Origin of the sequence: Methanocaldococcus sp. FS406-22, assembly GCF_000025525.1 — an archaeon.
Taxonomy (GTDB): Archaea; AGJL01; Methanococci; order Methanococcales; family Methanocaldococcaceae; genus Methanocaldococcus.
In genome coordinates this window covers 566,776-591,126 of the sequence record NC_013887.1, presented here as the reverse complement: position 1 = coordinate 591,126, position 24,351 = coordinate 566,776, and the positions used below count along the sequence as shown (strand labels likewise).

Annotated in this window: 21 protein-coding genes and 1 CRISPR repeat array; of the genes, 11 read left to right on the top strand and 10 right to left on the bottom strand. The window is 30.6% G+C overall.

Translation table 11 applies throughout. The features are described from left to right. Positions 1-239: 239 nt before the first annotated feature. The 9 genes from topA (at position 240) to sepS (ending at position 10,588) form a co-directional block, all read left to right on the top strand. Positions 240-3,161, top strand: a complete 2,922-nt coding sequence (gene topA, locus MFS40622_RS02995; protein WP_012980200.1) for a DNA topoisomerase I — start codon at positions 240-242, stop codon at positions 3,159-3,161. 15 nt (positions 3,162-3,176) lie between these two features. Continuing rightward, positions 3,177-4,334 carry a class I SAM-dependent rRNA methyltransferase gene (locus MFS40622_RS02990; RefSeq protein WP_012980199.1) on the top strand — a complete coding sequence of 386 codons (1,158 nt, stop codon included), beginning with the start codon at positions 3,177-3,179 and terminating at the stop codon, positions 4,332-4,334. Between the two features lie 10 nt (positions 4,335-4,344). Next, a complete protein-coding gene (locus MFS40622_RS02985; RefSeq protein WP_012980198.1) occupies positions 4,345-4,932 on the top strand; it encodes a hypothetical protein in 588 nt (195 codons plus the stop codon). Between the two features lie 13 nt (positions 4,933-4,945). Beyond that, positions 4,946-5,503: a hypoxanthine/guanine phosphoribosyltransferase gene (hpt, locus tag MFS40622_RS02980; RefSeq protein ID WP_048197436.1), complete on the top strand. Its 558-nt coding sequence runs from the start codon at positions 4,946-4,948 to the stop codon at positions 5,501-5,503. Positions 5,504-5,979: 476 nt separating this feature from the next. Continuing rightward, a complete protein-coding gene (locus MFS40622_RS02975) occupies positions 5,980-6,606 on the top strand; it encodes a fumarylacetoacetate hydrolase family protein (RefSeq protein WP_048197563.1) in 627 nt (208 codons plus the stop codon). A gap of 25 nt (positions 6,607-6,631) precedes the next feature. Further along, positions 6,632-7,630: a peptidase U32 family protein gene (locus tag MFS40622_RS02970; RefSeq protein WP_012980195.1), complete on the top strand. Its 999-nt coding sequence runs from the start codon at positions 6,632-6,634 to the stop codon at positions 7,628-7,630. Further along, positions 7,627-7,986, top strand: coding sequence for a DUF5402 family protein (locus tag MFS40622_RS02965; RefSeq protein WP_012980194.1), 360 nt, complete (start codon positions 7,627-7,629; stop codon positions 7,984-7,986). Before MFS40622_RS02970 ends, MFS40622_RS02965 begins: the two co-directional genes overlap by 4 nt. Before the next feature lie 12 nt (positions 7,987-7,998). After that, the gene (locus tag MFS40622_RS02960) at positions 7,999-8,955 is read left to right on the top strand and encodes an ATP-binding protein (protein WP_012980193.1); all 957 of its coding nucleotides are present in this window, start codon (positions 7,999-8,001) and stop codon (positions 8,953-8,955) included. A 13-nt stretch (positions 8,956-8,968) separates the two neighbouring features. Beyond that, a complete protein-coding gene (gene sepS / locus MFS40622_RS02955; RefSeq protein ID WP_012980192.1) occupies positions 8,969-10,588 on the top strand; it encodes an O-phosphoserine--tRNA ligase in 1,620 nt (539 codons plus the stop codon). Between the two features lie 19 nt (positions 10,589-10,607). On the opposite strand, the gene pdxT is transcribed toward sepS, so the two are convergent. From pdxT to MFS40622_RS02935, 4 genes are all read right to left on the bottom strand, one after another. Then, positions 10,608-11,174: a pyridoxal 5'-phosphate synthase glutaminase subunit PdxT gene (gene pdxT / locus MFS40622_RS02950; RefSeq protein WP_012980191.1), complete on the bottom strand. Its 567-nt coding sequence runs from the start codon at positions 11,172-11,174 to the stop codon at positions 10,608-10,610. 470 nt (positions 11,175-11,644) lie between these two features. Then, positions 11,645-12,368: a CRISPR direct-repeat array (repeat unit 21 nt; unit sequence AGACCGATTCGGTATGGAAAC). Between the two features lie 249 nt (positions 12,369-12,617). Further along, a complete protein-coding gene (locus MFS40622_RS02945; RefSeq protein ID WP_012980190.1) occupies positions 12,618-14,309 on the bottom strand; it encodes an ABC transporter ATP-binding protein in 1,692 nt (563 codons plus the stop codon). Beyond that, complete coding sequence (locus MFS40622_RS02940; protein WP_394296023.1) at positions 14,296-15,471, bottom strand: ATP-dependent endonuclease; 1,176 nt, start codon at positions 15,469-15,471, stop codon at positions 14,296-14,298. The genes MFS40622_RS02945 and MFS40622_RS02940 overlap by 14 nt, the downstream gene beginning before the upstream one ends. Before the next feature lie 130 nt (positions 15,472-15,601). Continuing rightward, positions 15,602-16,657, bottom strand: a complete 1,056-nt coding sequence (locus MFS40622_RS02935; RefSeq protein WP_048197432.1) for an AAA family ATPase — start codon at positions 16,655-16,657, stop codon at positions 15,602-15,604. A gap of 99 nt (positions 16,658-16,756) precedes the next feature. Between MFS40622_RS02935 and MFS40622_RS02930 the strand changes: the two genes are divergently transcribed. Further along, positions 16,757-17,371: a molybdenum cofactor guanylyltransferase gene (locus MFS40622_RS02930; protein WP_012980189.1), complete on the top strand. Its 615-nt coding sequence runs from the start codon at positions 16,757-16,759 to the stop codon at positions 17,369-17,371. Next, positions 17,364-18,044: a hypothetical protein gene (locus tag MFS40622_RS02925; RefSeq protein WP_012980188.1), complete on the top strand. Its 681-nt coding sequence runs from the start codon at positions 17,364-17,366 to the stop codon at positions 18,042-18,044. Before MFS40622_RS02930 ends, MFS40622_RS02925 begins: the two co-directional genes overlap by 8 nt. On the opposite strand, the gene MFS40622_RS02920 is transcribed toward MFS40622_RS02925, so the two are convergent. The 6 genes from MFS40622_RS02920 to csm2 all read right to left on the bottom strand — a co-directional run bounded on the left by MFS40622_RS02920 (position 18,041) and on the right by csm2 (position 24,350). Further along, positions 18,041-19,417 carry a PFL family protein gene (locus MFS40622_RS02920; protein ID WP_012980187.1) on the bottom strand — a complete coding sequence of 459 codons (1,377 nt, stop codon included), beginning with the start codon at positions 19,415-19,417 and terminating at the stop codon, positions 18,041-18,043. The genes MFS40622_RS02925 and MFS40622_RS02920 overlap by 4 nt on opposite strands. A 185-nt stretch (positions 19,418-19,602) precedes the next feature. Further along, on the bottom strand, positions 19,603-20,982 hold the full coding sequence (csx1, locus tag MFS40622_RS02915; protein WP_012980186.1) for a CRISPR-associated CARF protein Csx1: 1,380 nt from the start codon (positions 20,980-20,982) through the stop codon (positions 19,603-19,605). After that, a complete protein-coding gene (csm5, locus tag MFS40622_RS02910) occupies positions 20,982-22,091 on the bottom strand; it encodes a type III-A CRISPR-associated RAMP protein Csm5 (RefSeq protein WP_012980185.1) in 1,110 nt (369 codons plus the stop codon). The genes csx1 and csm5 overlap by 1 nt, the downstream gene beginning before the upstream one ends. Further along, positions 22,075-23,133: a type III-A CRISPR-associated RAMP protein Csm4 gene (csm4, locus tag MFS40622_RS02905; protein WP_012980184.1), complete on the bottom strand. Its 1,059-nt coding sequence runs from the start codon at positions 23,131-23,133 to the stop codon at positions 22,075-22,077. The genes csm5 and csm4 overlap by 17 nt, the downstream gene beginning before the upstream one ends. Positions 23,134-23,187: 54 nt before the next feature. Next, on the bottom strand, positions 23,188-23,925 hold the full coding sequence (gene csm3 / locus MFS40622_RS02900; RefSeq protein WP_012980183.1) for a type III-A CRISPR-associated RAMP protein Csm3: 738 nt from the start codon (positions 23,923-23,925) through the stop codon (positions 23,188-23,190). Positions 23,926-23,951: 26 nt separating this feature from the next. Further along, positions 23,952-24,350, bottom strand: coding sequence for a type III-A CRISPR-associated protein Csm2 (csm2, locus tag MFS40622_RS02895; protein WP_012980182.1), 399 nt, complete (start codon positions 24,348-24,350; stop codon positions 23,952-23,954). Position 24,351: the final 1 nt, after the last annotated feature.

The following is a 24,351-nucleotide window of genomic DNA, read 5'->3' as shown; positions in this document are numbered from 1 at the left end:
TCCCCCTGTGCTACAAAAACTAACTATGTCGATTTCAAAACTTTCCTGTAGAAAAATGCATTTATATGCCTCCATTAAAGTTATGTATAAATCTCTTAATTATTGCAGTTAATTTTGAATAGAACAATATATTGCCTTGCTCAATGCCAACAAACATATAAAACCCTATTACTGATATTATACCACATAAGCATAAATGATTTATGCAGTTATGTCATAAGTTTAAAACATGTGGAATTATGACAGCGTTAATAATCTGTGAAAAGCCGAGTGTTGCCAAAAAGATAGCAAATGCTTTAGGTAAAGCAAAGAAAAAGAGCATTGATGGAGTCCCATACTATGAATTAGAAAGAAATGGAAAAAAGATTATAGTGGCAAGTGCTGTTGGGCATCTATTTACCTTAGTTGAAAAGGAAAATAAAGAATTTGGCTCATATCCAGTTTTTGATATAAAATGGGTGCCTGCAAGTGTTGAAAAGGGAAAAGAATATGTTAATAAATACATAAAGGCATTAAAAAAGCTCTCAAAAGAGGCAGATGAATTTTATATAGCCACAGATTGGGATATTGAAGGGGAGTTAATTGGTTATCATGCATTAAAATATTGTTGCGGAAAAGAAAAAGCAAAGAGAATGAGATTCTCATCCTTAACAAAAAAAGAGATAGTTAAAGCTTTTGAAAATCCAGATGAAATTGATTATGGCTTAGTTGATGCTGGAGAGAGTAGGCATATTGTAGATTGGTATTTTGGAATAAACCTATCGAGAGCTTTAATGAATGCCATAAGGGCAGTGAATAGATGGAAAACAATGAGTATTGGTAGAGTTCAAGGCCCTGCATTAGCTTTTTTAACTGAAAGAGAGTTAGAAATTAAAAAATTCGTTCCTAAACCATATTGGGTTATTGAAGCTCTATTTAAAGATAATTTAAAAGCCATACATGAGAAAGAGAAGTTTTGGGATGAAAAAGAGGCAAAAAGTGTTTATGAAAAAATAAAGAATGAAAAATTTGGTAAGGTTGTTGAAATAAAGAAAACTAAAAGGAAGATAAAACCTCTCCCACCTTTTGACTTAGGAACTTTACAGAGAGAGGCTTACAGTTATTTTAAAATATCTCCAAAGGAAACGCAAGAAATTGCCCAAAGTTTGTATGAGAAAGGGCTTTGCCTACATCCAGATACGTTGATATTATTGCCAGATGGAATTAAAAAGATTAAAGACTTAGACGATGAAGGAGAGGTTTTATGCCTAAATAAAGACTTAAAACTGACAAAATCAAAATATAAACTTTTAAAAAGAACTATAAAAGAAAAATTGATAAAAATTACTTTAAATGATGGAACTGAACTTATCACTACAAAGGAGCATCCAATTTTAGTTTATAGGGATGAGTTAATATTTATACCGGCTGAAAAATTAAAAGAAAATGAGCAAGTAGTAATGTTTATAAATAATTCAGAAAAGACATTTAAAATTAAAAAAACTAAATTTATTGATTTTATATTAGAAAATAAAAAATATTCTCATCATTATAGCATTATCTGCACTTCAGATTGGAAAAATAAGTTTAAATCTGGAATTGCAAAGAAATTTGACCTATCTAACCAATTATCAAAAAATAAAGGTTTAAGTTTAGATAGATTAAGAAAGTTATCTAATTATATCATAGACAGAGATTTAAAAAGAATTGCTAACGGAGATGTTTATATTCAAAAAATCAAAAAAATTGAAGAAATTGAATATGAAGGAGAGGTTTATGATTTAACTGTCAAAGATTACCACAACTTTATAGCAAATGGTATAGTTGTGCATAACTGTTCATATCCGAGAACATCCAGCCAAAAACTTCCAAAAGATAGAAAGTATTTGGAAGATATCCTAAATATAATAAAAAATCATCCAGTTTATGGAAAATGGGCTGAGAGAATTTTAAAAGAGAATTTAAAGCCAGTTGAAGGGAAGAAAGAAGACCCTGCACATCCTGCAATACATATTGTAGATATTCCAAAAGAAGAACTTTCAGAGAAAGAAAAGAAAATTTATGATTTAATAGCAAGAAGAACTTTAGCCGCTTTTTGGGATAATGCAGAGAGAGAATATTTAAATGTAAAAGTTGATATCAAAGGAGAGAAATTTAAGTTATCTGGTTCAAGGACAGTAAAAGAGGGTTGGCATGAGATATATTACTTCCCAAAATTTGATGAGATTGAATTGCCAGCATTAAAGAAAAATGATATAATCAAAGTTGAAAAGATAACAATAACAAGAAAAGAAACACAGCCACCAAAAAGATATACTGTTGCAAGTATTATAAAAGAATTAGAAAAGAAAGGGTTAGGAACAAAGGCAACAAGAGCAGAGATTGTAGATAAACTAATAAAAAGAGGCTATGTTATTGACGACGGCTCTTTAAAAGTAACTGATTTAGGGATTTCAGTAATTGAGACATTAAAAAAGTTCTGCCCAGAGATTATTGATGAAAAGATGACAAGAGATTTAGAAGAAAAGTTAGAAAAGATACAGTTTAGAAAAATTAAAAAAGATGATGTTTTAGAAGAAGCTGAGAAAAGATTGAGAAAAATATTAGAAGAGTTTAAAAAGAAAGAGGAAGATATTGGAATTTATCTTATTAAAAACTTAGATGCTACAAATAAAAAAGCAAAAATTGTTGGGAAATGTCCAAAGTGTGGAGGAGACTTAATTTTAATAAGGCATAAAAAGGGCAGGTTTGTTGGTTGCTCTAACTATCCTGAATGTGATGTAAAGTATTCTCTTCCAGATAAAGGAAGAATAAAAATCCCAAATAAAGTTTGTGAAGCATGCAAATCCCCTATTTTAAAAATTGGAGATAGAGAGGTTTGTATTAATCCAGAATGTCCTTTAAAGCAAGTAGAGGTTAAAGAAGATGACAGAATCTGCCCTAAGTGTGGAGCTAAGCTGGTTTTAAAGAAGGGGATTTATGGAGCATTTTATGGTTGTTCAAATTATCCAAAGTGTAAATACACAGAACCAATAAATAAAAAAGAGGTTGTAGGAAAATGCCCTAAATGTGGAGGAGATTTAGTTGTTAGAGATGGAAAATTTGGAAAGTTTGTTGGTTGCTCTAACTATCCAAAATGTAAATACACTGAAAAACTAAAATCAAATGAAAAAGAAAAATAAAATGGTGAATTAACTATGACAATAAAGCTATATGTCGATTTTGGAGGATATTCTGCTATAGAAAAAGGAAATTTAATTATTCCAAGGGAGAATATCTTAAATAAAGAAGATTTTGATAGTGTTGAGATTGGAGAGGTTGTTGATATCTACTCAAAGAGAGGAAAGTTTTTAGGAAGAGGTTTTAAAAATCCAAGAGAAGTAAGAATAATGACTTTGAGAAAGGAAGAGTTAGATGAAAATTACATAAAAGAAAAAATAATTAAAGCAAATGAGTATAGACTAAAATTAGGGTTTAAAGACACCTACAGAATGGTTTATACTCAGTCAGATTGGTTAAATGGCTTAGTTATTGATAAATACAATGATATAGCTACAGTTCAGATATTTAACTACGGTATTGAGAAGATGAAGGATGTTGTTGTTGAAACTCTTTTAGATTTAGGTATTGACAGCATATATGAAAAAAGTTCTGGAAGGAATAGAAAGAGAGCTGGATTACCAGAAGTAGAAGGAATATTGGCTGGAGAGAAAACAGAAACAATAATTAAAGAAGGAGAGGCAAAATTCAAAGTTACATTCGATGGGCAAAAGACGGGATTTTTCTTAGACCAGAGGGAAAATAGATTAGAGATAGAGAAGTTTATAAAAGAGGGAGATAGGGTTTTAGATATCTGCTGTTATACTGGTGGATTTTCAGTTCATGCAGCGATAAGAGGAGCTGAAGTTGTGGGAGTTGATTTATCAAAAAAGGCATTAAAATTGGCAGAAGAAAACATGGAGCTAAATAACATCCCAAAGGATAAATATGAATTTATTGAAGGGAGTGCATTTAAAGTTATGGAAGAGTTTATAGAAGATGGGGAGAGATTTGATGTAGTTATTCTCGACCCCCCAGCATTTGCTCAATCAAAAAAGGCTTTAAAATCTGCTATAAAAGGATATCACATGCTAAACAGATTTGGAGCTAAATTAGCTGATAGGTTATTGGTTACATGCTCATGCTCTCAACCAGTAGAACCAGATGCCTTTAAGGCTTTGGTTATAGATGCATGTTTAAAGGCAAAGAAATGGGCTAAAATTATAAAGTATGGCTCACAAAGTCCAGACCATCCAATAACTTCTAAAGGGACTGAGTATTTAAAATGTTTATTTTTAAGTATTGAGGAAATTTAATGGTGAAAAAATGAGATATGTTGCTTACAAAATTTACCCAGAGGAGTTTTTAAATAATGAAGTAGTTGATAACGCCCTAATTATAGAGAGTAGAAAGGTTAGGAGAGTTAGAATCTTAGGGAAGGTAGAGAATATAAACGTTGGAAACATCACATCCTTCTATGTGGATGGAGTTAATGTTAGATACTTTGAAGAAAAATCTGTGTATATTGAAGAGGGAGATATAGTAGATGTTATTGGAAGACCGAGAGTTTATGATGGAGAAAAATATATTATGGCTGAAATTATTAGAAAGAGAGATGAAAGATGGATAAAACTTAGAGATTTAGAGATTAAAAAGACAAGAAAATATTTATTGGAGGGAGCTGAGCCTTATGAAGAGGAAAGTTTGGAAGAAGAAATATATAGTGAAATTTTAAACCCTGATGTCATAAAAGATAAGATTTTAGCCATTATTGAAAATCTTGGAGAGGTTACATTTGAAGAACTCGCTGGGAGAATTAATATCCCAGAAGAAGAGTTAGAAAAGTATTTATCTGAGTTGAGAGAATCAGGAGACATATTCGAACCAAGACCTGGTGTTTATAAAGTGCTATAGTGGAGGTGGAAGATTGCTATTAGAAGAAACATTAAAATCATGCCCAATTGTTAAAAGGGGGCAATATCATTATTTTATACATCCAATAAGTGATGGTGTTCCTCTCGTTGAGCCAAAGTTGTTGAGAGAGGTAGCAATGAGAATAATAAAGATAGGAAACTTTGAAGATGTTGATAAGCTGGTTACTGCTGAAGCTATGGGAATTCCTTTGGTAACAACACTCTCCCTATATACTGATATACCTTATGTGATTATGAGGAAGAGAGAATACAAACTGCCCGGAGAAATCCCAGTTTTCCAATCTACTGGGTATAGCAAGGGACAACTCTACCTAAACGGCATAGAAAAAGGAGATAAGGTTGTTATTATAGATGATGTCATCTCAACTGGAGGAACGATGATAGCTATAATAAACGCTCTAAAAAGGGCTGGGGCAGAGATAAAAGACATTATCTGTGTAATTGAAAGAGGAGAAGGAAAGAAGATAGTTGAAGAAAAGACTGGCTATAAGATAAAAACCTTAGTTAAGATTGATGTTGTGGATGGGAAAGTTGTTATTTTAAGGGATTAAATATGGAAAAGCCCTTAAAATCTATATTAAAATCCTTTTTTGAAGAGCTGATAAAGAAAGCTTTTGAAACAAAATCAATCTATGAGAAAAATCCTGATTCATACAATAATGGGCTTTTGTTTGGTTATTACATAATCTTAGATACTTTTAGAGATGAAGCAATAAGTTTTGGTTTTGATGTTGAAGAACTCTACCTTAACGTTGATTTTGAGAAAGAATTGATGGGAGCTATTGAAGAAGAAATCCCTAACTTTCCAAAAACAGAGATTGATGATGAATCATTGCTAAGTTATTTAAGAGATTGCTTTATGATTTTGGAAGATTATGTTGATGATTATTTAGATGAGGATGAATTTAGCAGAGGAGTTTTAGATGCATTTAAGGGAACAGTTGTTTTATTTGAAAGCTTGGGAGAAAAGTATAAAATAATCAATTACTTAAATTTAAATTCAATAAAGCAAAAGATTGGTGATAGTTTGGATATTAGAGAGATAAATCCAACAAAAATCATCTGTGTTGGTTTAAACTACATAGACCACGCAAAAGAGCTAAACATGGAGATTCCGGAGTATCCAATAATATTTTTAAAACCAACTTCTGCAATCATCTATAACGAAGACTACATAATAAAACCAAAAATCTCTAAGAGAGTTGATTATGAGGTTGAATTGGCTATAGTTATTGGAAAGAAATGCAGAAATGTTAAAAAAGATGAGGCAGATGATTATATAATGGGCTATACAATCTTAAACGATGTTACTGCAAGAGATTTACAGCAGAAGGATGGGCAATGGACAAGGGCTAAATCGTTCGATACCTTCTGCCCAATAGGACCGAGAATAGTTAAGGACATAGACCCAATGAACTTAGATATTGAGTGTAGAGTCAATGGTGAGATAAAGCAAAAATCTAATACAAAAAATATGATTTTCGATGTTTATGAGTTGGTTGAGTTTGTATCTTCAATAATGACACTCTATCCGGGAGATATTATCTCTACTGGCACTCCTCCGGGAGTTGGTGAATTAAAGGCTGGGGATGTTGTAGAGTGTGAGATTGAGGGCATTGGAGTTTTAAGGAATTATGTTAGAGATGAAGAATAATTAACTCCATTACAAGGTGATTTAGTTGTTCTCTATTCCTCATCCCGGAAACTTTGAATCATTAAAAGTTATTGTGGATGAAATTAATAAGCTTAGAAAGATAAATAAAAAGCTTAAAAAGGAGAGTTTTGAAGTCTATGTTGGATTTCCAGAGTTTGTAGGAACTGGAAGGGCAACCTTATACAAACCAAACTTTGAAGATTTGGCTAAGCAAGTTAGTTATGCAAAGAGAAACAACATTAGATTTGAGGTTGTTATAAACGCATCTTGCATTGGGGGAATACACTTAACACCAAAAGGCATCAGCTACATAAACTGGATTTTTAGCCAGCTAAAAAACATTGGTGTTGATAGTGTCGCTTTATCAGACCCTTATTTGGTAGATTTAGCTAAAGATAATGGCTTAGAGGTTAATGTCTCTTGCATTGCCTTGGTTGATAGCTTAGATAAAGCTATATTTTGGGATGAGAAAGAGGTTTATGCAATAACCTTAGACAGCTCAATAAATAGACACTTTGATATAATACAAGAGATTAAAGAGAATGTAAGCTGTAAGTTAAAAATCTTAGTTAATGAAGCTTGTCTATACAAATGCCCTATGAGAATACAGCACTTTAATTTCTTTTCACATGCAAATGCTCAAAACATCCCAGCTTTGGATGATTATTATTACAACAAATGCATAAACCTAAGAGTTAAGAAAAAAGAGCTTATAATAAAAAGCCCATTCATAAGGCCAGAGGATTTGAAATATTATAGGGGATTGGTTGATATATTTAAGATATCTGGGAGAAGTCATCCAATTGGGTGGATAAAGAGGGTTATAAATGCATATTTAAATGAAAAATGGGATGGCAACTTAATGGAGTTGTTAGATTGCCCAAGGGAGTTAGAGCATTTCTATTATTTAGATAATAGGGCTTTAGATGGGGCTATTGAGTATTGGAAATCTTGCAGTAAGTTATGTAGTAAATGTAACTTTTGTAAGGAATTGGCAGAGAAGGTTATAAAGGTGAAACATTGAAAGATAAGATTTTGAAGGATAGAGAGGAGATTGAGAAGTTTTTTATAAAGCTTTTGGGAAGAGAGATTTTTATATCAGAAATGGATGTCTTTGCCTCAAGATGTTCTTGTGTTGGCATTATGCTTACAGTTAGAGGGCTTTTTATTGATGATGTTGAGATATTTAAGGAGAAGATTTTAAATAAATTAGAAGAGTTGGCTAAAAGCTATAATATAAATGCTGATTGGATATTTGTTAGAGTTCTACCCGGAAGTGATGATATCATTAATATTGGAGTTAGAGAGCTTTGTAATATCTGCAGAGAGGAATATAAATTCAAAAAGCCAAGACCAGATTTAATCAGCTTAAAGTTTTAACTGGTTGATAACATGGAATTTTTTAATAGAGAAAAAGAAATTAACTATTTGCTTAAAGTCTTATCTTTTGAACCTAATTTGATTTATTTTATTTATGGCCCAATAAACAGTGGAAAAACAGCTTTGATAAAATATATTATAGAAAATAAGCTTAATAGGGATAAGTATAGAGATAAGTATGTTGTTTTTTACATAAACCTTAGGGAGCATTTTATTTCTAAGTATGAGGACTTTATTGAGGTTTTATTTAAGGAATATAGTGATGACAAACCGACAAATAACATCTTTAGGTATATATTGGATGTGTTTGAAAAGATTAAGAAGGAAGGAAAACAGCCAGTTTTAATTATCGATGAATTGCAAAAAATAGGAGACTTAAAGATTAACGGCTATCTTATTTATGAGTTATTTAACTTCTTTATAGATTTAACTAAAGAGAAACATCTATGTCATGTTCTCTGCCTAAGCTCTGATAGCTTATTTATTGAAAGAGTTTATAATGAGGGAATGTTAAAAGATAGATGCAAATACTACTTAGTTGATGACTTTGACTATGAAACAACAAAGGCATTTTTAAAAAGATATGGGTTTAATGATGAAGAGATAGAGATTATTTGGCACTACTTTGGAGGAAAGCCAATAAAGTTAGTTGAAGCAGTTCAAGAAAAATTGTTGGGAGAGGATATTAAAGAATTCTGCAAAAAATCCCTTAGAGTTAGAAAAAGGCAGTTAAAGGATTTGCTGTATTCCTTAGAGGATGAAAATAGGAATTTATTTGAGGGAGTTATTAAGCTATTTGAAAACTTTAAAAATAGGGATGAGATATTCTATGAAAAGATAACTGATGAGATTGTATGGACTGTTAAGAAAAACATATTATTTGTGAATATTGAGGAGGGTATTTTAAAGGCACAAAGTAAATTAGATTTGTTGGCAATTAGAGAAGTTTTAGAAGAGATTAAAGTTTAAAAGGGATGATAAAATGAGGTTTGATATAAATAAGGTTTTAGAATTGGCAGAGAAGGATTTTGAGAAGGCATGGAGAGAGACAAAGGCATTAATAAAAGATAAACATATTGATGAGAGATATCCGAGATTAAAGCCTATCTATGGAAAGCCACATCCAGTAATGGAGACAATAGAAAGATTGAGGCAAGCTTATCTAAGAATGGGATTTGAAGAGATGATTAATCCAGTTATTGTTGATGAGGTAGAGATTTATAAGCAATTCGGCCCAGAGGCAATGGCTGTATTGGATAGATGCTTTTACTTAGCTGGATTGCCAAGGCCAGATGTGGGTTTAGGAAATGAGAAGGTTGAGATTATAAAAAATTTAGGCATTGATATAGATGAGGAGAAGAAAGAAAAGCTGAGAGAAGTTCTCCATTTGTATAAAAAAGGAGCTATAGATGGGGATGATTTAGTATTTGAGATTGCTAAAGCTTTAAATGTGAGCAATGAGATGGGGTTAAAGGTTTTAGAGACAGCATTTCCTGAATTTAAGGATTTGAAGCCAGAGCCAACAACATTAACATTAAGAAGCCACATGACATCTGGATGGTTTATAACTCTAAGCAGTTTAATAAAAAAGAGAAATCTGCCATTAAAGTTATTCTCAATTGATAGATGTTTTAGGAGGGAGCAGAGAGAAGATAGGAGTCATTTAATGAGCTATCACTCTGCATCTTGTGTAGTTGTTGGTGAGGATGTTAGTGTGGATGATGGTAAAATAGTTGCTGAAGGTTTATTAGCTCAATTTGGATTCACAAAATTTAAGTTTAAGCCTGATGAGAAGAAGAGCAAATACTACACTCCAGAAACACAGACAGAGGTTTATGCTTATCATCCAAAGTTGGGAGAGTGGATTGAAGTAGCAACCTTTGGGGTTTATTCACCAATTGCCTTGGCTAAGTATGGCATAGATGTGCCAGTTATGAATCTTGGATTAGGAGTTGAGAGGTTGGCAATGATAATTTATGGCTATGAGGATGTTAGGGCAATGGTCTATCCTCAATTTTATGAATATAGGTTGAGTGATAGAGACATAGCTGGGATGATAAAGGTTGATAAAGTTCCTATATTGGATGAGCTTTATAACTTTGCAAGTGAGCTTATTGATATCTGTATAGCCAACAAAGATAAAGAAAGCCCATGCTCAATTGAGGTTAAGAGGGAATTTAACTTTAATGGAGAGAAAAAGATAATTAAGGTAGAGATATTTGAAAATGAGCCAAATAAAAAGTTGTTAGGGCCTTCAGTATTAAATGAAGTCTATGTCTATGATGGAAATATCTATGGTATTCCTCCAACTTATGAAGGAGTTAAAGAGGAATATATCCCAATCTTAAAGAAAGCTAAGGAAGAGGGAGTTTCTACAAACATCAGATATATAGATGGAATTATCTATAAGTTGGTGGCTAAGATTGAGGAGGCATTGGTTTCAAATGTAGATGAGTTTAAGTTCAGAGTCCCAATAGTTAGGAGTTTAGGAGATATAAACTTAAAAATTGACGAATTAGCTTTAAAACAGATAATGGGAGAGAATAAGGTTATAGACGTTAGAGGACCGGTTTTCTTAAATGCAAAAGTTGAGATAAAATAGTGAATTAAGCTTTATCTTTTTATTTTTTATTTTCTACGCAGTTCTCAACAAAATACTTATAAACCTTATATCCGTCCTCGGATAGTTCTGGATGAAATGACAAAGCCATGTATTTGCCTTGCTTAACACCAACTATCTTATCATCATCTTTTGCTATAACTTCCACATCATCACTCAAAATCTTATCAACCACTGGAGCTCTTATAAATACACCATAAACCTTTCCTAAATCTTTAAATTCAATCTCTTTTTCAAAGCTATCTACTTGTCTTCCATAAGCATTTCTTTTAACTGTGATGTCCATCAATTCCAACAAAATTTGATTAATTCCAGTTCCTTTTGATAATAAAACCATTCCAGCACACGTCCCTAATATTGGTAAATTGGAGTTTTTTATTTTTTCTAATAATCCATATTTTTTCATTAATTTTCCTATAGCTGTGCTTTCTCCTCCTGGAATTATTAGGGCATCAATTCCTTCTAAATCCTCTGGTCTTTTAACTTTCTTTGCCTCATAGCCAGCTTTTTTAACTGCCTCTTCATGCTCTTCAACATCTCCTTGAATTGCTAAGACACCAATAATCATATTTACCCTCATACTTAAGGTTTTTATATTTGGAGTGCCCTATATTTCATAATAATATCTCCTTATTAATCTTTGTTTTTTGCTGTATTTAAATATGTAAATTATATTTGTCTTGTTGAATGAACTTGGAATTTGATAAGGTTAATGATTAATTAGTATTTAAGGATTTAGGGGATTTAAATTTAATTTCTAAGGGTCTGTTGGTTTAATCGTTTGGAATATTTAGGTTTATTGAATTATTTAGATTTTTAAAATTTGAGATTAGATAATAAGTTAAATAAAATTTCTCTAACCAATAAGTCAAATCTTCAAATTTAGAAAGATAAGAATACTCAATTTAATTAAAAAAGAAAGATTTAAATATCAGTAGGTTTATAAATGAGGATAGTTATCTACCCTTAGAAAAATATAGTGCCGAAAAGTATAAATATTAGAAGAATAATAAAAAATAAGTTGTGAATGATTGCCCTGTTAAAATAAGACCGATTCGGTATGGAAACAAAACTCGAAAAAGGTTATTAAAAAATCTAATAACTGTTAAAATAAGACCGATTCGGTATGGAAACGCCTTCTCTGCAATATCGTTGTATGCATACTCAGCGTTAAAATAAGACCGATTCGGTATGGAAACTTGATTTGATCCGTCCTCCAATGTCTGTATGAACTTCTCAATAACGTTAAAATAAGACCGATTCGGTATGGAAACAACAGTCAAAACATTAACAGATATCAATCTTTCGATAACCGAGTTAAAATAAGACCGATTCGGTATGGAAACGATAAAAATACAGATGTCAGATATTGGTAAATCTGTTAGAATTATAGTTAAAATAAGACCGATTTGGTATGGAAACACGAACATTGCGTCTTTATGTTTATTAACTAATTTTTGTTAAAATCAGACCGATTCGGTATGGAAACTTTTTAGCATTATATCCAAACGAAGACATAAAGGTTAAAATCAGACCGATTCAGTATGGAAACGTATCATGTGGGTATTTGTGTGCGTGTAATCCTAAAAGAGGGTTAAAATCAGACCGATTCGGTATGGAAACAAAGCTTCCAAAGCTGTTTGAACTACGTAACTCGCTATACAGTTAAAATAAGACCGATTCGGTATGGAAACTTGTCTAATAACAATTCAAATCCCTTTTCAGATGTTGCGTTAAAATAAGACCGATTCGGTATGGAAACATACTGAGGGTCTGCTACTAAAGCTCCTGCCATACTTATTAATAAAATCAGCCTCTTTGGGGATATCAAATTAAACACCAATTTTATTTTTTTATCCAGTAATACTTATACATCTAAATATAAAATAAACTATTTAAATTAGTATTACTAAAAGAAAGAAAATCCCGAGAAAATTTTTAGACTAGTATTAAAAAGTAATAAAAAATTTCCAATTCTAAAAAAGATTTATATATAGTGTAGAAGTAATCTTTATTCACTTGTTAAAACAGATTTCTTAGAGTTATAAGAGGATTCTTCCCTCATAAATCTTGCGTTACTTCTTCTTATAAACTCTTCACAAACCTCCTCTGGATTTCCTTCCATAACTAACCTGTTCTCATCCAATAGGATGGCTCTATCACTAATCTCTTTAATGAACTCTACACAGTGAGAGACTAAAACTATTGTAGTGCCAAACCTCTCATTGATTATTTTTAGATAGTTAGCTACATCCCTCAAAGTTATTGGGTCTAAGTCTCCAAATGGCTCATCTAAGAACAATATTTTTGGCTTTGTTATCAACTGTAAAGCCATAGCTACTCTTACTTTTTGCCCTCCACTTAGTTCAATAACCTTTTTCTTTAAAATATCTTTTCCTAAATCTAAAGCCTCTAAAATCTCCTCTGGCTCAAAGCTCTCAACTACTGGTGGGAAGAGTTTATAGATTATATCCTCTGTCAATCCCATCTTTTGCAGTTTTGAAATTCTCTCTGACTCTGGAGCATCTATTAATTGGTAGATAGCATCAACAATCTTTGGAGATAAGCCCAATTCCTCAGCCTTTGCTTTTGCATGTGCTATAGCTTTCTCTCCTTTAAGCCCTAATCTGTATTTTAATAGGTTCTCAACTGTTTGATAGTATGGAAGGGAAAATTCTTGATGCATAATTCCAATTCTCTTTCTAAGCTCTATTCTCTCCCATCCGTAGTTGGTTATATCAACACCATCAACTATTATCTTTCCTTCATCTGGTAACTCTAAACCAGCCATTAATCTCATAATAACTGTCTTTCCAACTCCACTTGGCCCAATAATTGATAGAATCTCCCCCTCTTTAACATCGAATGAGACATTTTTTAGATTTAATGTCTCTCCACCATGAACAACGTAATATCTCTTAGCAACATTTCTAACCTTTATTATTGCGTTGTCCTTTATCTTTGGAGTTCTTATGTATGGAGGTTTCATCTCTTTTAAGAATTCATTTAAAACTTCTTCAACATCTCCATCCATCTTTACCCTTCCATTTTCTAACAAAATTAGTCTATCACAGAGGTATCTATGGATTTCTGGCAAGTGAGAGGTTATTATTACAGTTATGCCTAATTTATCTCTAATGTTTTTAATAACATCTAATAGCTTCTGCTTTGATGCTGGGCATGCCATTGTTGCTGGTTCATCTAATAATAAAACCCCCTCTCCCTTCTCATAGATTTTAGCTATCTGTCTGCCTAAGATTAGCCTCTGCTTCTCTCCACCACTCAATATATTTGCAAAAGCATCTTTTTTATGCTCTAAACCAACTAATTTTAGTATTTCTATTGCTGTTTTTTCATAATCTTCCCATTCTTCTTCCATTGGTAATAACTCATCAGAGTTGTTTCTTATTGCATAGAGCTTTCTAATTATGTTGTTTATAACTGGCTCTGCCCATAGTGCAAAGTTTCTCTGCAAATGTATGGCTGTTATCTCTTTAAAGTTATCCTTTCTACCTAAAATCTCAACTTCTCCCTCATCATAATCTAAGCTACCTCTTAAAATTCTTATTAGTGTTGATTTCCCAGCTCCACTCTTTCCTACAATTCCTAAGATTTCTCCTTTCTTTGCTTCAAATGAAACTTTGTCTAATGCTTTAAAATCTCCGTATTTTTTGGTTAAGTTTTTAACTTTAACTGTAATCATGGTTACCACCGTCTTTAAATGTGTTTAAGGCTGTATTATGGTTTATTTTAGGATTAATACGTTTATCTATAAAGTTTTTAATGAAGTTTTTTAAATCTTTTAGTTTTTCTTCATCATCAAATTCATAAGCTTTTTGGATACATTTTTCAGTCTCATCTTTTTTAATTCCTAAAAATCCAGTCCAGTCATATTCTTTACATGCAAATATGAATAGTTTATTTATTAAAATGTCTTTAATTTCTTCATATATTGGTTTAATTCCTCTTTCGACAAGCTCTTCTTCTAATTTATCATCTTTGTCAATTTCTTCTTCTAAACTTGATTTTTTAGTAGCTATTTTATTTTCAATATCTTCTAAGATTTTGTCTATATCTATATCTTTATCTTTAACCCAAAATGGTTTTATTTTTTTGTATATGTTAATAATATGTGGTAAATTCTTGTTTAATTTCCATTTTCCACCATCTTTATTATAAAGATTATATGCTGTATCTCCATCACAAACTACTGCACAAGGTATTTTCAGAGAATTCATCAATCTAACATATTTTTCAAATCCTGTTTTACTCTCAACATTAATAATCTCCAAGTTATAATCTTCTAATGCATAATTTAGTTTTCTTAATAATATTGGAATGCTCAAGAATTCTGAAACACCCTCCACTAAAATAACCCCATTAGCAAATAATGAACGGATTAAAGCATCATTTTTTGTAAAATCTTTCAGATTTATAATTCCATTTAAAAGTTCTTCTACATTTATTACTTTTGTTTTGCTATTTTCCTTATAAAATCTAAATGTATTTTTTAGGGTTTTTAAATCAATGAAATATGGTGAATGTGTTATTATTATAATTTGATTATTCCCATTTTCATTTAATTTCTCAAATACATCTTTTAATAATTTTTTCTGATAAACTGGATGTAAGTGCAGTGCTGGTTCATCTAATAAGATAACTTTTTCCTCCGCACCGATAACAACTGCTAAGAGATTCAAAACTTCAAAAATTCCAGAACCTACCATATCAATTGGTAGCTGTTTATTGTTATGAGTAATAACAATTTCTGGATAACCTTCATAATTTACAACATCGAAATTTATGCCCTCTTGACTAAATATATTCCCAAAATATATTTTAATACTCTCATATTTCTTTCTAATGGATAAATCTTCAGCATTTTTTAAATAAAATAAGTATTTTGCTAAATCTTTCCCATTTCCATAATAATTTTCATTTTCAAATCCATAAGTAGATATTTTATCGGCATTTTCATATATTTTTTTAAGATGCTTATTTAATCCTATATTTTTTTTCTGGAGTATCTATATGGGATGATAACATAGTAACCCAGAGATTTAGTGGAAGCTTTATGTAGTTGGAATCATGCATTTCGGGATAACCTCTAACTTCTTCAAATCTTATAATTGCTTTATCAAAGAGTTTTATTATAAATTCACATAATAATAATTTAGGAGTAATGCCATAATTAAGCTTATTAATGTCAATACCTATATAATTACAAAGATTTTCAAGTTTATGGAGCAACTCCCCATCTGAATTTTTGGATAATCCCTTAGTATATAATTCTTTAAGCAAAATTAGTAATAATATTAATTCATGATACTTGCTTGGATAGTCGTTTAACCATTTACAAAGACTCTCATCATTGACTTTAAAATTTTGAAATATATTCTCTGTTTTAATAATTGGATTTTTTCCACTAAAAATAATGTTTCCTTTTTGATTTTGGTTTCTATCTATAATACAATATAGCTCATCGTTAATATCAATATCTAATAATTTGTTTATAATAGTGCAATTTGCTCCATTTCTACAATTTAACTCAGATACTCCCGATTTTTTACGGTCTTTTTTTAATATTTCAATGTAGGGTTTTATTATTTCGTCCATTGATATTTTATAATAGGGTTTTGGAGCTTCACGATATTCTCCCTTATACTCCCAAATAATTTGTCCTTCCAAATGTAAATTAATAAATTTATTTAGAATTTCTTTTTTTATAATTCCATTTTTATACATGGATTTTAATTGTAGCTTTATAAAACATTCAATAAATGTCTCTAAAAGATGTTTTTCATTTTCATCAAACTTAATATCTACTATAATCTTAGCTGGTTTATCTTCTTTATGAAGATAATTTCTAATTTCTTTACCAGATTTTATTCTATCATTTATCACATCCTTCAAAAATTTCAAAACTCTAAATAAATTTGTCTTTCCAGCATTATTTGGCCCTACAATAACTGCAATATTGCCTTCATTAAATTCAATCTTAAAATCATCATAGGAAAACAAATTCTTAACTTCAATGGCTTTAATCTTCATAAATACCCCCACAATACTGCTGATGTAACCAATTCTTATTATCATTAATTATAAATAATTTTAATATCTTATAAGCCTACGAGAGTTTTAAGCTTTAAGGTGGTAACCATCATTGCTGGCATAATTTTATCTGGTGGTAAGGGAGAGAGGATTGGTGGGAAAAAGCCATTCAGAGTTTTTAATGGCAAATATCTAATAAACTATCCCTCAGACATTTTAAAAAGCTTAAATATCCCTTTTGTTACTGTTTTTGCAAAAAACTCCATAGATTTAGACATGGAGAAAAAATATTTATCCAAATACAAATGCCTAATATCATTTGATTTGATTGAAGGTAAGGGGCCGTTAATGGGCATCTTATGTGGGATGAGGGCTTTAAATGCTAAGTGGTTTATTGTTTTACCTTGTGATTGCCCTTATGTAAGTAAAGAGGCTTTAAAAAAGTTAATATCCAATATAGATATTGCTGAAAAAAATAACAACCTCTGTATAATTCCAAAACATGAAAATGGATATATAGAGCCACTCTTTGCTTTATATAAGAGGGACTCATTACACATTTTAAATAAAATTATTATGGAGAATAAAAACTTATCCATTAGATATTTTATCTCCCATCTAAATCCCTTATACATAAAAGCTGAAGAATTAGACAAAAATAAGAGAATTTTTAAAAACATAAATACAATAGAAGAGTTGATGAATAATGAATAAGTTAAAGCTAAAAGATGAAAAAGAAGTTAGGATTAATTTTGGCGAATATAAACTTACTGGATTCTCTTGTGATAATGGAAATAATCTTTACAAACTTTTTAACCTGACTCTATCAAAGATAAGATATAGAAAAGCCATGTTAGAGCATAATTTTCACCTGCCTAAAATTAAAGAAAGCCATAAACATAGAGGAATAACTGAAAAAATTAAAGAAAATGATATATACTTTTTAGAGCTTATAGACGAAATAAAAAAGGATTTTAAAGATTTTTGTTCTTTAGATGCTGGAACCCTATTTGAGTTATTTATGTATTACACAGTAATAGAGTTCTTTAAAGAAAATAACATCGACGCAAAGGTCGTTAGAAACTTAGAGGTTAGTTATAAAGGAGAAGTTTTCACTGAAATTGACTTATTTGTTGATGTTTTTGGAAAAAACTTTATTTTTGAATGTAAGAACAGATACATCAGCTCAAATGCCATTCTAAAGCTTTATGGGATTATGAAAATATTAAACATCAACATTGGAATTTTAGCATCAACAAAGAGTTTTCATGGAAATTTAAAGAAGGAAGACATTTTTAAAGAATACAACATTTACATACTTGATAAATTGATTGAGAAAGAGAAAAATAGAATTTTTAAAGAGTTAAAAGAGATTTTTGGCATTTAGTTAGTTAATGCCTGCAATGGAGCTGGAATCCTACCTCCTCTTTTAATGAATTTCTCAGATGAGTATTTATTAACCTTCATGATTGGAGCTCTTCCTAATAGACCTCCATAATCAACATACTCTCCCGGCTTTTTACCTGGCACTGGGATAATTCTTACGGCAGTTGTCTTGTTATTTATAACTCCAATAGCCATCTCATCAGCTATTATTGCAGAGATTGTTGATGCTGGTGTATCTCCCGGAATGGCGACCATATCTATACCTACAGAGCAAACACACGTCATTGCCTCTAATTTTTCTAAACTTAAAGCCCCTGCCTCAACTGCCTCGACCATTCCACTATCTTCACTAACTGGGATAAATGCCCCACTCAAACCACCAACATAGCTTGTAGCCATTGCTCCTCCTTTTTTAACTGCATCATTTAATAAAGCTAATGCCGCTGTAGAACCATGAGTTCCACACTTCTCCAAACCCATGGCCTCTAAGATGTTGGCAATGCTGTCTCCTCTTGCTGGTGTTGGAGCTAATGACAAATCAACAACTCCAAACTTAACGCCCAACTCTTTAGAAACCTCTCTACCAATCAACTCTCCAACCCTTGTGATTTTAAATGCAACTTTTTTAATTTCATTTGCTAAAGTTCCAAAATCAGCATCTGGCAGTTTTTCAATAACTGCCCTAACAACTCCAGGCCCTGAAACTCCTACGTTGATAACTTTATCTCCCTCTCCAACTCCATGAAATGCCCCAGCCATGAATGGGTTGTCTTCTGGTGCATTGGCAAATACAACCAACTTAGCACATCCAATTGCTTTTTCTGTTCTAAAGGCAGTTTCTTTAATAACTTCTCCCATTCTTTTAACTGCATCCATGTTAATGCCAGTCTTTGTTGAGGCAACATTTATTGAAGAGCAAACTCTCTCTGTCTTCTCCATCATATATGGGATAGAGTCAATTAAAGCCTTATCCTCCTTTGTTGCATCCTTATGAACTAAAGCTGAATATCCTCCTAAGAAATCCACTCCAACTTTCTTAGCAGCTTTGTCTAAAACCTCTCCAACTTCAACACATGCTTTTATCTGTTCCTCTCTATCTAAATCCTTTATAGCTCCACCAATGACTAATGATATTGGAGTTACAGCTATCCTTTTATTAACTATTGGGATTCCATACTTTTCAGAGACTTTGTTAGCTACATCAACTAAATTCTCTGCAGAGGATGTTATTTTGCTGTATATGTTCTCTTTTAATTCATCCAAATCTTTTGAAACACAGTCTCTTAAGCTTATTCCTAAGGTAACTGTCCTTAAATCTAAGTTTTCCATCTTAATCATTTTGATTGTTTCAATGATTTCTTCTGGTCTGAACATGGTTATCACTTTCAAATATTTTTTTGGTCATAATTAGATTACCTAAGTGATTCGATAAAATATAAATATTTGGTTTATGAATAAACTTTGTAAATTTTAAAATTAGGGATAGGATGATGAGAACTATTATGCCCCATCTAATTAAAAAAGTTTCCAAGTAAAATAAATTTATTTATAAAGAGTTTTTATTTATTAAGAAATATTTCTTCGATTTTTTCTAAGATATTTATCTCCTCTATTCTTCCATTTTTGTCCTTGTATTTAAATACAAATCTTTTAATTCCATCTTTTTCTTCTATGTAATCTTTATTATATCTAAGCGAAGTTTTTTCATTGAGTTCAATTTTTCCATCTTTATTTTCTGCTGAAATATAAATTTCAGTCACACTTTTTTCAAATCCAGCATGTGCTAAAAAGTTTCTTATATTGAATTTATCAACTCCCTCTCTTCTAAATTTATACATTGGAATCCAATTTTCTATTATTTCGCTAAGCTCATTTGCTTTATACTTAGTATTGACTATGTTATAGAGGGATGCAATTTCGTTCTTTATAAATTGAGCATTAGGATTTTCTTTAAACAAAGTATTTTTCAATTCTTCAATTTCTTTTAAAGATAATTCATCTTTTATTAACTCTGGAATTTTGCAAATTTTTGAGGTAAAGTATGCTTTAACTAACGCATTAAATCCATCTTCGAATTTTAGATATCTTTTTAATTCTTTATTTTCTGTATCTATCTTAATATTTGAAATAAAGAAACTGATTATCTCGTTTATTTTATCGTTAATCTTTTCTTCATCAACAAAAAATGTAGAATAAACTAACGGTAGGGCATAAACTAAAGATGCTAAAAATGCATTTATATTTTGTTTCATTAACTTTAACTCTCTTATCTTTTTATTTTGATTGATTTCCTTCATTATTTTGCCAATGTCTTTTTTATCAATAAATTTGGTAGTATTTAAAAAGTTTGTTGTTACGCCATCAAAGTTTAGGGATGGAATAATAGTTTTATTCTCTACAATATGAATATTTAATGTTTCTTTTTCTCTTCCAACATATGGGTCGGAGTTATAAACAACTAATCTAACCTTGTTTTTAATTGATTGAATCTCTAAAAGGTCTTTAACTACTCTGTAAGTTAAGACGGGCATGTAATTTAAACCATGTGTTAAGTCTAAATGAACCTCTAAGTCCCCATCAAATCTTTTAGACAATTCATAAAGAGCAAAGGAATAATAATCAACTAAATTCCCATAAAATTTCCCGTTTGGAAATGTTCCAACGCCTGGACATACAATTATTTCGTAGTTGTCAATGTTTAAATTTTCTTTTATAAAACTCTCTGTCTTTTCTTTAACTTCTTTTACAATATCTTCATAATTTTCTGACTCTAAATTAGATAAAGTGTCTAAAACCAATATATAAACCTTATCTGGATTTATTTTTTCACAAATTGCAGATATTGAACTTTTTGACTCTTTTTCAATGCCATCAAATGAGTATATAACTTCTTTCCATGTTACAAAGTTTCCCCAAGGGGCAATTAATATTCTTTGCATTATTCCACCAACTCCATCTTAATCCATCCTAATGGAGCAATAACACTTTTATCTTTTACATAGAAGGTTTTTGTTGTAGGGAAATCTAAATAGCTGTTTGCTCTATACCATGCATTTTTTAGTTTTGTGTTTCTTCCTGCCAAATATAGAAATACTCTTTTAATTTCTTTAAACATCCTGTTTTCTTTATCGTGCTTCCATATCAACGGATAGACGGTCTTACTTAAAAACCCTCCTCCAAATCCTAAATTTAAATATAATGCATCTCCTTTTCTTATATCAGCTAAGAGTTTTTCATAAAATTTTTCAACATGAACAGGATTGTTTCTTTTTAATTCGAACTCAACAACGGTTTTTGAAAACTCATTACATAAATCTTTTAATTTTTCAAATTTTTCAATGTCATTATTTGGTTTATTTAATTTTATTTTCATTTTTTCAAAAAATTCATCGTTAATTTTTATATCTACCTCAAACTCGTTTTTATTCATCATTACTTCAGCATCTACTTTAACTCCCAATCTTCTATTGGCAAATTTCCATCTTTTTGTTGTTATGAACCTGAAATCCTCATCTACAAAATCACTATCTGAAATTAACAGATATTTAAAGAAATCATCATGAATGTTTTTACTAATAGCTCTATTAACAACTTCTTTTCCTTTATCACTAATTTTCACATCTTTTAATATTTTAATTAATTCAGTAAAGTTTCTATCAAAGTAATTGAATATATAAGCAGTTCTTATAGCACCTTTAATAGAACTTCCTGGAACATAATAGTTATTATTTTGGTAGATGAATCTTTTTACTCTTGTCTTACTATCGCTCTTTATTTCACATTTTATTTTTTTTACAACATAATCTTCAGCATTTAAACCGATACTTTCTAAGATGTCCTTTGCATTGAGGTTTAATCTATTGTTTGTAGTGTTGGAGATAATCAATCTGCTAATCTCATCCACTTTTTTTAAGTCATTTAACTCAGAAATTGCCTTTTCTAAATCAATTATATAAGCAGTATCATTTTCTATGAAATAATCCAGCTGTGAATATTCTTCCCCACAACCAATAAACAATGGACTTATTGTTTTACATTTTACTTTCATTTTTATCCCCCTTTAAATTAAATGGGAGTAATATTGGCTTTCCATGAGCATATACCTTACTAATTTTGTAATTTTCTGGAGTAATATCTTTTATATCTCCTTCAAATTCCTTTTTAACAATAGAACCTTCTGCTAAAGCTAAAACATTTCTTTTTGGTTTTGTTAAACATTTTGGATGATAAATATAGCCTCCAATCTCTATCAGTTTATAATATCCTATTTTTTTAATATCGTCATTTTTTGGGATTCCTACTCCCAATAACACTGAATATTTTTCATCTTTTTCGAACAATCCTTTGAAGTCCTTCGGCATATCCAAAAACTCAACGTTTTCAAAGAAACCGGCTCCAATACTTCTCTTTCCCCCCAATCCCTCATCTTCAATTAATTTGATTGATGCTTTTACTTTTTTAATAAACTCACCGTCATCGCTATTATAATCAATTAAAAAGTAAAATTCGGCTTTTGGATGGAGTTTTATGAACTCTATATTGTATAGTTGTCCTCTACCATCTTTTTCTAAGGTAGTGTTTTTTAACCTATCTATCGCTACTTTTTGTTCAATAACTCTTGAAATTAATTTTTTGTTTCCAACTTCAAAAATATTTTTTAACTTTTCAACTTCTTCATTAGATACGAGTATAGTTTTATTTATCACTTGATTATCGATAATTTCTTTTAATCTATTTTCATTCCAATTTAATATTCCTTCTAAAAGTTCTTTATAAGCTTTTATTGAAAAAAACTGAATTTTTTTAATATCTTTTGGTCTAACTCCCTCTACCTTATTTTTCAATATGTAAAATCTCGGATGCTCTGGTTTTGGGATTAAATAAATATCATCCACTTTTAAGAACAATGATGATAGCTTTATGTTTTTTATCTTTTCGAAATCTTCATCTTCTCCATATATTTTTATATAATTATTTGCTATTGCAGAGAATAAGCTATTCGAATGAAAAATATAATTGCTTCCTTCTAAACTCCCTTCCCCAAAATGGAATTTGCTATTTATTTTTGGTTTTAATACAATCATCTCCATCATTGCTCACCAAAAGATTTTAATTAACATTTAAAAATTAAGAAATAATTGATGCTAATAGCTCCAAATCTCCTCTAATTTGGCCATCAAATCATCTAAGTTACTGGCAGATTCTAATTTTACATCTTTTATTTTCATCTCATAGTACTCTTTTGGCTTATTTATTATCTTTAAATCCTTAAATTCAATTTTTCCATAACCTCTACTTCCAGAGCCACCCAAATAATCGTCTTCTAATAATCTCATACCTTCAATAAATTTTTTAATTAATTTTATATCGTCTTTTTTATAGACGTTAAAAACAATCTCAAATTTAAATTTACTTCCTGCAACTACTCTCTCCATGTTTCTAATTCCACCTTTTATAGTGGTTCCCTTGACTCTATCTATTGTGTTCTCTACTTTAATTTCTAAGTAATCATGAGGTTTCTTTTCACCTTCTGGTTGTAAATAGGCATCTCTAACCATAATCCTAACTGGCTCTTGAATAGCTTTTGAATCATGAGGCCCGAAGATTTTGCAGATTTCACACTCCCCGCAATTGCATGGCAAATTATTTCCTCTAACATCTGTCTTATATTTTCCATCCTTTTTTTCTAATAAGGCCCTAATTTTTCCCTTTAAAGAACTTCCAGGGATTAATATATTTCCAAATGCATCTCTAATAACAGGGTTGTCAGTTCCTCCAATTTTTAATGTCTCTTTTGTTCCTCCAATATGCATCCCAGTTTTTAATTCAATAACTCCTTCTAATATAACTTTTCCTTTTAAAGTTAAGATGTTATCTTCCATACCCTATCCCCCCAAAAAGTTTTTATTTATTGTGATTTTGCATGGATTTTATGATAAGCAACCAATGCCTCAAAGAATGTCTTGAAATTTTTAAATTTGTCTTTATCGTTATTTATTTCGTCTATTATTTTACTAAATGTTCCTGCTAATTTTTCTAAAGCTTCTTTTTTTCTTCTATTGGTCTCTTTACCAAAATTATAAGCTAATTTTGGTTTTAATAAAACGAGTTCTTTATACCAATCCCCAGTTTCGTCAATTCTTAAAACATAGTCATAAAAGTCCCTCATTTTTGATGATGGAATCTCTTCTAATTTTTTAGCTAAATCTTCAGCAATCTCAATAACTTCATTCGCATTTTCACTGTTGATATTTAATATTGTGTCAATTTTTTCATCTGTTAAGATGCATTTTCCAATATTGCTCATA